This is a genomic window from Streptomyces sp. NPDC002076, from assembly GCF_053593835.1.
The window spans coordinates 209,102-218,086 of the sequence record NZ_JBSFDI010000017.1 but is presented as its reverse complement, the minus strand read 5'-3'; the positions used below and the strand labels follow the sequence as shown (position 1 = coordinate 218,086).

General features: G+C 71.1%; 8 protein-coding genes. 6 read left to right on the top strand and 2 right to left on the bottom strand.

From position 1 onward, the window contains the following. Positions 1-445 precede the first annotated feature (445 nt). Complete coding sequence (locus tag ACWCQS_RS31720; protein WP_451007623.1) at positions 446-1,882, top strand: hypothetical protein; 1,437 nt, start codon at positions 446-448, stop codon at positions 1,880-1,882. 94 nt (positions 1,883-1,976) lie between these two features. Here ACWCQS_RS31720 and ACWCQS_RS31715 read toward each other — a convergent pair whose 3' ends face one another. Then, positions 1,977-2,732 (bottom strand): HAD family hydrolase, encoded by a 756-nt coding sequence (locus tag ACWCQS_RS31715; RefSeq protein WP_451007622.1) that lies wholly within the window; start codon positions 2,730-2,732, stop codon positions 1,977-1,979. Positions 2,733-2,909: 177 nt separating this feature from the next. Between ACWCQS_RS31715 and ACWCQS_RS31710 the strand changes: the two genes are divergently transcribed. From ACWCQS_RS31710 to ACWCQS_RS31700, 3 genes are all read left to right on the top strand, one after another. Beyond that, on the top strand, positions 2,910-3,881 hold the full coding sequence (locus ACWCQS_RS31710; protein ID WP_451007621.1) for an aldo/keto reductase: 972 nt from the start codon (positions 2,910-2,912) through the stop codon (positions 3,879-3,881). 83 nt (positions 3,882-3,964) lie between these two features. Next, entirely contained in the window at positions 3,965-4,516 is a 552-nt protein-coding gene (locus ACWCQS_RS31705; protein WP_451007620.1) for a TetR/AcrR family transcriptional regulator, read from the top strand. Continuing rightward, entirely contained in the window at positions 4,513-6,036 is a 1,524-nt protein-coding gene (locus ACWCQS_RS31700; protein WP_451007619.1) for an MFS transporter, read from the top strand. Before ACWCQS_RS31705 ends, ACWCQS_RS31700 begins: the two co-directional genes overlap by 4 nt. A gap of 111 nt (positions 6,037-6,147) precedes the next feature. Here ACWCQS_RS31700 and ACWCQS_RS31695 read toward each other — a convergent pair whose 3' ends face one another. Then, a complete protein-coding gene (locus tag ACWCQS_RS31695) occupies positions 6,148-6,819 on the bottom strand; it encodes a lysophospholipid acyltransferase family protein (RefSeq protein ID WP_388626254.1) in 672 nt (223 codons plus the stop codon). 363 nt (positions 6,820-7,182) lie between these two features. Here ACWCQS_RS31695 and ACWCQS_RS31690 point away from each other — a divergent pair, with 363 nt between their 5' ends. Both ACWCQS_RS31690 and ACWCQS_RS31685 read left to right on the top strand, forming a co-directional pair. Then, positions 7,183-8,358 carry a glycerophosphodiester phosphodiesterase gene (locus tag ACWCQS_RS31690; protein ID WP_451007618.1) on the top strand — a complete coding sequence of 392 codons (1,176 nt, stop codon included), beginning with the start codon at positions 7,183-7,185 and terminating at the stop codon, positions 8,356-8,358. Between the two features lie 92 nt (positions 8,359-8,450). Further along, positions 8,451-8,957, top strand: a complete 507-nt coding sequence (locus ACWCQS_RS31685; protein WP_451007617.1) for a sigma-70 family RNA polymerase sigma factor — start codon at positions 8,451-8,453, stop codon at positions 8,955-8,957. The last annotated feature ends 28 nt before the right edge of the window (positions 8,958-8,985 follow it).

Sequence of the window (8,985 nt, the reverse complement as noted above, 5' to 3'; positions counted from 1 at the left end):
CACGAGGGCGCTCCGGCGCCTTGCGATCGCACGCACCAGACGCCGCCGAGCCCGCCCTGCGGGCGGACGACGGGAATTTGACGACAGGGCCTAGCACAGCGCAGCCAGAAGGGCCCGGACATGTCCGGGCCCTTCTGGCTGCGCCGGACGTGGGGTGACAGAAGCTCAACGCCGACCCGGGGAACCGACGGTGGGCCCCGGACGCCTGCACCGTCCCCCGACTGGCCGCCGACCTCGCCGGGTTCGGCGGCCCGTGTGCACCGCGCGCGGGCCAGGAGGGACGGCCCGCTCATCCGCCGCCGTGCCGGTCGGAGGCGCGTCCGCCTGCTCCTGTTCGAATTGACACCGGGCGACGGGGGCCTCGTACTGAATCAGGAGACGCTTTGGGGCAAAAGCGTCCCTTCGGTGCACTTCACCACCCCCCATCTCCCCCCATGGAGCCGCCATGACAGTGCAGCCACAGCAAGCGACAATGCCGACGGTCCTGGTGTTCGAGGACGACCCCGGCGGAGACCCTCTCCACATCAACATGCCCGTCCCGCATCCGGTCCCCCATCTGGACACCCAGCCCTTCCCGACGGCCATCGCGGAAACCGCGCCGCAGCCGGACAGCGCCGGGCCCGGCACCGAGGCATTTCGCTACTGGGTGGCGGCCGACTCGCTCAGCCGGGCCGGCCGGACCTGGGGTCCGCTGGTTCCGACCGGAACGAAGTGGCATCCGCAGGTCGGCCGCGCCCTCACGGCGCACCTCAACGCGGGAGACGACCTGAACGCCTTCTACGACCGTAAGGGCCTGTGGTTCTTCCGCAGCACGGTGGCAGGCGTCAATGTCGCGGCGTGCGAGAGCAACGAGGTCGTCCTGCACGAGACGGGGCACGCGGTCCTCGACGCCCTGCGCCCCCAGCTGTTCAACATGGCGAGCGCGGAGACGGCCGCCCTGCACGAGGCATTCGGTGACATCAGCGCCCTGCTGGGCTCACTCCAGCTGGAGTCGCTGCGGACCGCGGTACTGTCCGAGACGCAGGGCGACCTCGAACTGTCCTCGCGGGTGTCCAGGATGGCCGAGCAGCTGGGCTGGGCGATCCGCCAGGGCCACCCGAACGCGGTGGACCCGGACTGTCTGCGCAACCTGGCGAACAGCTTCTTCTACCGCGACCCGGTGCTGCTGTCGCCGAACGAGCCCGCGAACAGGCTCTCCAGCGAGCCGCACTCGTTCTCCCGGGTGTTCAGCGGCGCCTTCCTGAAGATCGTCGCCGGCATCTTCCGGCAGCAGGACCTGCAGGACCAGGCCGGTCTGGGCAGGGCGGCCGAGATCGCGGGACAGCTGCTGGTGGACGCGGTCGTGGCCGCCCCCGTGGTGTCCGCCTACTACGCGCAGGTCGCGGGTCACATGATCGCCGCGGACCAGCGCCGCAACGGCGGCATGTACGGCCCGTCGCTGCGCTCGGCGTTCATCCGGCACGGCATCCTCTCCCTGGAGTCCGCCGCGTCCATCACCGAGCCGGAGGTGGCACGCCGAGGCGCCAAAATCGCCGAGGCGACGCCGGGCGGTGCTGACGACGAGGGTCTGACGCCCGTCACCATCCAGGGGGCGACGTACGGCGTCACCCAGCCGCTCACCCTCTCCGCCCCGGCGCAGGAGCGACGCTTCGGCATCGCGGGCTCCGACCCCGCCGGCGGCTCGGTGCGGCCCTCCGACCCCGAGCGCGTCGCGACGTCGTACCTTGAGGACCTCTTCCGCCGCGGCCGGGTGCACGTGCCCGAAGAGCACCGCTCCGCCACGTCGTTCGCCGACGACAACCCCTCCCGGCTCAAGACGCACGAGATCACGCGGAGCACGACCGGCGAGGGCCTGACCCTGGTCCGGCGGTGCTTCGACTGAGAACCCGGTCCGAGAACTCGCTCTGAGAACTTGCTCTGAGAACCCGCTCTGAGGTCTCGGCCCGTGAACTCGGTCCGAGAACCCGGTCTCGAACTCAATGGAAGAAGCGCAGACGACGGGCGGTGAGCCGTCCGTCGTCCTCGCGCCTGATCACGTGCGTCGTCCCGGGTGTCGGCTCCTCGCCCTCGAAGACCGCCTCGCCGCGGGCCAGCAGGTCGCTGACGAACTTCTCGGCTTCCGCCATTTCCTCCACCCCTCCTTGCACGTCCACCGTGAAACCGGCGCGCTCCAGCACTTCGGTGCCCCTCGTGGTCGCCATGGCGACCACGAGCCGCTCGGAGACGACCGGCACGGGAACGGCCTCGGTCTCGTTCATGGCCGCGGTCAACGCGGGCCGGCCCTGGCCGTCCGGCAACTCGATCCGCGCCCGGAAGACGGGACGGTTCTCGATCGCGGCGCGGGTGAACACCGGATGGGGCGCGGTACGCATCCCCGCCTCCCGCGCGAACGCGCGCTCCTGGGCGTTCTCGCCCACGAAGACACAGTCGTCGGCTGTCGCTCCCCCGGTGCTCGCGACTGCCCGGTCGAAGATCCCGCGACTGTCCTTCGCACCCCAGTGCACCAGGGTCTCGTCCGTGAAACGACCGGGGAACGCCGCCGCCAGCGCGTCCGCCGCCCGGGCCGCGGCACTGTCGCCCGACCCGGGGTCGGAGATGATGCCCTTGCGCACCTCGCGGAGGGCGTCGAGCACGGCGACGACACGCGGCAGGGGCTCCAGTCTCAGCGAGTCGTCGGGGTCCACATGGGGATCCGCAAGGGTCTCGCCGACGTCGAAGAAGATCACAGACATGGTGAGTGCCTCCCCTTGGCGGACGCTGTCGAGTCGGGACCGCCAGAGTGAAAACGCCGTGGGCGTGACATCCGCCGACGGCTCCCGGCGCGGGCTGAACCGCGCAGGGCTGGGTAGATTGGTGCGAGATCCTCCCCTGAAGTGAGATCCTCTACGCCGATCGTGCAGGGAGTCCCCATGCCGTTCAGCCGCCTGGCCGCCGTGACCACGCCCACCGCGCACATCGGACTCGGCCTCGCCGCCGTCGGCCGCCCCGGCTACATCAACCTCGGCCGCGAGGAAGACCTCGGGGAGAACCGCAGCGCGGATTCGCTGCGCACCCGCACCCACGAACTCCTCGACGCCGCCTACGCCCAAGGCGTCCGCTACTTCGACGTCGCCCGCTCCTACGGCCGCTCCGAGGAGTTCCTCGCCGACTGGCTGAACGCCCGCCCCGACATCGACGACGTGGTCATCGGCAGCAAATGGGGCTACACCTACACCGCCGGCTGGTCCACCGACGCCGAACAGCACGAGGTCAAGGATCACAGCCTCACCGCATACGAGCGGCAGCGCGCCGAGACCGACGCCGTGCTCGGCGACCGGCTCGACCTCTACCAGATCCACTCGGTGACCCCGGACAGCCCGGCCCTCACCGACAAGGACCTCCACGCCCGGCTCGCCGAGGCCGCAGCCCAGGGCCTGACCATCGGCTTCTCCACGAGCGGCCCCGCCCAGGCGGAGGCGATCCGCGCCGCCCTCCGGCTGACCGCCGACGGCGAGCCCCTCTTCCGTACCGTCCAGTCGACGTACAACGTGTTCGAGACCTCGGCGGCCCCCGCGCTCGCCGAGGCGCACGACGCCGGGCTCACCGTGATCGTCAAGGAAGGCATGGCCAACGGCCGGCTGGCCGCACCGCACGCCCCGGAGATGCTCAGGGCCGTCGCCGAGGAGAGCGGCCTCGGCTGTGACGCGGTGGCCCTCGCCTGGATCCTGCGCCAGCCGTGGGCCGGCGTCGTGCTCTCCGGCGCCGCGACGGTCACCCAGCTCGTCTCCAACCTGCACGCTCCCGCCGTCGACCTCGACGTGGACCAGCTGACCCGCCTCGCCACGCTCGCCGAGGACCCGCGCGCCTACTGGGAGCGGCGCGGACAGCTGCCCTGGCACTGACCGTCACCCCTTCCGACCGGCGGCGATGAGTCGTGCACGCCCATTGTGAGACATGAATGTCTCACCTGGGCTATCCTTGTCTCATGGCTCTCGATCGTGACCAGGTGCTGCGCAGCGCGGCCGCCCTGCTGACCCGTAAATCCACCGCGACCATGGACGAGGTCGCCAAGGCCGCCGGGATCAGCCGGGCCACGCTGCACCGCCACTTCGCCGGCCGCGATGCCCTCGTACGGGCGCTGGAGGCGCTCGGCATCGAGGAGTGCGAGGCGGCCGTGGACCGGGCCCGGCTGGACGAGGGGCCCGCGGGCGAGGCCGTACGCAGGCTGGTGCGCGAGATCCAGCCCGCGGCCGGACTGCTCGCCTTCCTGTACGGCGAGAGCCAGTTGTGGGAGGGCGAGCGGCAGAACGACGGATGGCTGCGCCTGGACACCCGCGTCGGCGCGGTGTTCCAGCGCGGGCAGCGCACGGGCGAGTTCCGGATCGACCTCACCCCGGTCTGGCTCACCGAGGCGCTGTACGGCCTGATCGCCTCCTGCGCCTGGGCCACCCTGGACGGCCGTGTGGCCGCCAGGGACTTCCCGACGATGGTCGCCGAGCTGCTGCTCGGCGGCGCGCTACGAAGAGAGGAATCATGACCAGCACCCTGCAGCCGGCCGCGACGACGCAGGCGGTGACGCGCCCGGGCCGCTGGCTCGCGCTCTCCGTCCTCGTCCTGGCCGTGCTGCTGGTGGCCGTCGACGCCACCGTCCTCGGCCTGGCGACCCCCTACATCAGCGAAGACCTGGGCCCCTCCGGCACCCAGCTCCTATGGATCGGCGACGTCTACTCCTTCGTCATCGCCGGTCTGCTGGTCTCCATGGGCAGCCTCGGCGACCGCATCGGCCGCAAGCGGATCCTGCTCGGCGGTGCCACCGCGTTCGGCGCGATATCGGTCCTCAACGCCTACGCCTTCACACCGGAGTTGATGATCCTGGCGCGGGCGCTGCTCGGTGTCGCGGGCGCGACCCTGATGCCGGCCACCCTCGCCCTGATCCGCAACCTCTTCCACGACCCGCGCGAGCGCAGCCTCGCCGTGGGCATCTGGGGCGCGACCGCCTCCGCCGGCACGGCCGTCGGCCCGATCACCGGCGGTTTCCTCCTGGAGCACTTCTGGTGGGGCTCGGTCTTCCTGATCAACCTGCCGGTGATGGCGGTCCTGGTCCTCGTCGGCATCCGCACGCTGCCCGAGTCCCGCAACCCGAACCCCGGCCCGTGGGACCTGATCAGCGTCGTGCTGTCGCTGGTCGGCATGATCGGCGTCGTGTACGCCGTCAAGGAGGCCGCCACGCACGGGTTCACGTGGCCGGTGCTCGGCACGGCACTGCTCGGCGCGACGGCCCTCTACGGCTTCGTCCACCGTCAGCTCACCATGCCGGCCCCGCTGCTGGACATGCGGCTGTTCCGGCGCCGTGGCTTCAGCGGGGCGGTCCTCGCCGACCTGCTGACCGTGCTGGGCATGTCCGGCCTGGTGTTCTTCCTCTCCCAGTACCTGCAACTCGTCCAGGGCAGGCGCCCGTTCGAAGCGGGCCTGGCCGAACTGCCCGCCGCCGTGGGCGCGGTGGCGGCCGGCCTCATCGCGGGCCGCTCGGCGCGTCGCTTCTCGGTCCGCGCCGTGGTCTCGGGCGGCCTCGCGGCGGTCGGCCTGGCTCTGGCCGCGCTCACCGCTCTCGGCCGGACCACCGGCTACCCCGTGCTCGGCGTCGCGCTCCTGGTCGTGGGCATCGGCGCGGGCTTCTCCTTCACCGTCACCGCCGACGTGATCCTTTCCAGCGTGCCCAAGGAAGAGGCGGGCGCCGCCTCGGCGGTCTCCGAGACGGCGTACGAACTGGGCGCAGCCCTGGGCATCGCCCTGCTCGGCTCCATCGTCACGGGTGCCTACCGCGACTTCACCGGCCCGGCCGGCACCCCGGCCCAGGCCCACGAATCACTGGGCGCGGCAGTGGAGGCGGCATCAAAAATGCCCCCGCACGCAGCGGAGGCACTCCTGAACGCGTCCCGGGACTCCTTCCTCCACGGCCTGCACCTGGCGTCGGGCGCGGGAGCGGCAGTCCTGCTGGGAACGGCGGTGGTGGCGTGGTTCCTGCTGAAGGGCCAGGAACTGGAAAGTGCCGGGTGAGGAATGCGCCCCGAACGGGCACGGGGCTGTATCGATGTGCGCTCCGCCGCGTGGGCGCGAGCAACCACAACGGAGCGGCACCCGCAACAGATCCCGCGCCCCGTAGGGCGACTAGGCGGCCTTCGCCTTCGTGGCGTACATGTCCACGTACTCCTGCCCCGACAGCCGCATGACCTCAGCCATCACGGAGTCGGTCACGGCCCGCAGCACATACCGGTCCCGGTCCATCCCGTCGTACCGGGAGAACTCCATCGCCTCACCGAAACGAACCGTCACCTTGCCCGGCCGCGGAATCCCGGCTCCCCCCGGCTGCAACTTGTCCGTGCCGATCATGGCGAACGGAACGACCGGCGCACCGGTCATCAGCGTCAGCCGCGCGATACCGGTGCGCCCCCGGTACAGCCGGCCGTCGGGCGACCGGGTGCCCTCGGGGTAGATCCCGAAGACCTTGCCCTCCTCCAGGATCCGCCGCCCGGTCATCAGCGCGGCCACGCCGCCGCTCGCGCCGTCCCGGTCCACCGGGATCATGCCGACGCCGGTGAAGAACCAGGCCATCAGCCGGCCCTTGACGCCCTTGCCGGTGACGTACTCGTCCTTGCCGATGAAGAACACCTGCCGCTTGGTGACGAGCGGCAGCACGATCGAGTCGATGAACGTGAGGTGGTTACCGGCCAGAATGACCGGCCCGTCGCCGGGGATGTGCTCCACGCCCTCCACCTGTGGGCGGAACATCAGGCGCATGATCGGTCCGAGCACTGCCTTGATGAGCGCGAAGCGGGACAACGGGGCCTCCGATGTCGAGGGGTCGATATGAGTCTGTGCAGGTGAGGACATTACTCGCGGCCCCGGGCCCGGCGCACATCGGGTACGGGCGGTTCACCGAGGTCTTACGAAGTGTTGACGTGGGTTTACCTGCGGTGACATCGCGGGGACGCCCCGTAACACCTCCGCCACGTGTGACGGAGATCGCGCGAAGCCGTCACCCGGTCGGCCGCCCGGCCCCGGCCACCGATGCGACGACCCGTCACCACCCGCCTCCCACAGGACATTCGGAGTCACCCCCGTGTTCCGTCGAGGGCCTCCCTGCGGTCATGTGTGCGCCCCTACGATCGGCCCGCACTCAAGACGGATGGCAGGAGGGCGCTGATGGGCAGCGACCAGGCGAACGAGAAGACTCAGGGCACCGGACGGCGGGCGATCCTCGGCGCGGCGGTGTTCGGCGCGAGCGGGGCGGTCCTCGGGCTGCCGGGCGCGGCCGAGGCCGCCGGGACCCGGCCGGCCGGAGCGGGCGGCCGGGGCCTGAAGAGCCTGCCGGTGCCGGCGATCATCGGCCACCGCGGTGCCAGCGGCTACCGCCCCGAGCACACCTTCGGCTCGTACAACCTGGCCCTGGACCTGGGCGCCGACGTCGTCGAGGCCGGTGACCTGGTGCCCACCAAGGACGGCCATCTGGTCTGCCGGCACGAGCCGGAGATCGGCGGCACCACCGACGTCGCCTCCCACCCGGAGTTCGCCGACCGCAAGACCACCAAGATGCTGGACGGGGTCGCCACCACCGGCTGGTTCACCGAGGACTTCACGCTCGCCGAGCTGAAGACCCTGCGCGCGGTCGAGCGCATACCGGCCAACCGGCCGCACAACACCCTCTACAACGGGCGCTGGGAGATCCCCACGTTCGAAGAGGTCCTGAAGTGGCAGGACGAGCAGACCCGCAAGCGCGGCAAGCAGGTCTGGATCTACCCCGAGACCAAGCACCCCACCTACTTCCGCAAGCTCGGCCTGGGCCTCGAGGAGCGGGTCGCGAAGCTGCTGCGCAAGTACGGCAAGGACGGCCGGAACTCGCCGGTCATCCTGCAGTCCTTCGAGCCGAGCAGCATCCAGAAGCTGAACCAGCTGGTCGACAACCCGCTCGTGGTGCTGCTCTCCTCGGCGGCCAGCCGCCCCTACGACTTCGTCGAGGCGGGTGACCCGCGTACCGTCGCCGACCTGATCACGCCCAAGGGCCTCAGGGAGATCGCCGGCTACGCCCAGGGCATCGGCCCCACCCTGGACCTGATCATCCCGAAGGACGCGAACGGCAACCTCACCAAGCCGACCACCCTGGTCTCCGACGCGCACAAGGTGGGCCTGGTCCTGCACCCCTACACCATGCGCAACGAGAACCCCTTCCTCCCGGCCGAGTACCGCAAGGGCAGCGCGGCCGACGGCTACGGCGACTCCTTCGGCGCCTTCAAGACGTACTTCGCGACCGGCATCGACGGCGTCTTCACGGACAACGCCGACACCGGCGTGCTCGCCCGCGCCGACTTCCTGGCCGGCTGACCGCGTCAACCCACGGCCCTGCCGTCACTCCTTTCGGGGTGACTGTGCGCCGCCCCGGAAACCTGCTCCCGGGGCGGCGCGTCGTTCCGCATATGACCCACGACCTGGTAGCCGCCCTGGGCCCGCTGCTCACCGCCGAGGCCTCGGCCGAGGCATATGCCGCCGGGAGCGAGCCGGGCGATCTGGAGCAGGCCGTCTGGCTCCGCCTGCTGGAGCGGCTGCAGACCGAGGGGCCGCCGCCGGACCCGCACGGCTGGCTGCGCAAGGCCGTACGCGCCGAGGCCCGCCGCAGCCGCCGAACCACCCGCCGGGAACGCCCGTACGGCGCCGAACCGCCCGACGACGCCCGCACCGACCCCGAGCAGCACGCCCTCACGGCCGCCCGGTACCGCGCCCTGCGCGACGCGGTGCGCCGGCTGCCCGGCCGCTGCCCCCGGCTCATCGAGGCGCTGCTGTCGCCGAACGACCTGACATACCGGGAGATCGCGGGGGAGTTGGGTATCTCACAGGGCAGTCTCGGCCCGGAACGCTCCAGATGTCTCGGATGTCTGCGCCGATTGCTCACGCCGGAGGTTGCGGCCCGCGAAGTGCGGGGATAGGAGTGGGGGACGACAGGTGATCAGGTGA

What these genes read in the sequence shown, in the direction of transcription:
- ACWCQS_RS31720 (WP_451007623.1), top strand. Translation starts at nt 446, where the DNA reads ATGACAGTGCAGCCACAGCAAGCGACAATGCCGACGGTCCTGGTGTTC.
- ACWCQS_RS31685 (WP_451007617.1), top strand. Translation starts at nt 8,451, where the DNA reads ATGACCCACGACCTGGTAGCCGCCCTGGGCCCGCTGCTCACCGCCGAG.
- ACWCQS_RS31710 (WP_451007621.1), top strand. Translation starts at nt 2,910, where the DNA reads ATGCCGTTCAGCCGCCTGGCCGCCGTGACCACGCCCACCGCGCACATC.
- ACWCQS_RS31690 (WP_451007618.1), top strand. Translation starts at nt 7,183, where the DNA reads ATGGGCAGCGACCAGGCGAACGAGAAGACTCAGGGCACCGGACGGCGG.
- ACWCQS_RS31705 (WP_451007620.1), top strand. Translation starts at nt 3,965, where the DNA reads ATGGCTCTCGATCGTGACCAGGTGCTGCGCAGCGCGGCCGCCCTGCTG.
- ACWCQS_RS31715 (WP_451007622.1), bottom strand. Translation starts at nt 2,732, where the DNA reads ATGTCTGTGATCTTCTTCGACGTCGGCGAGACCCTTGCGGATCCCCAT.
- ACWCQS_RS31700 (WP_451007619.1), top strand. Translation starts at nt 4,513, where the DNA reads ATGACCAGCACCCTGCAGCCGGCCGCGACGACGCAGGCGGTGACGCGC.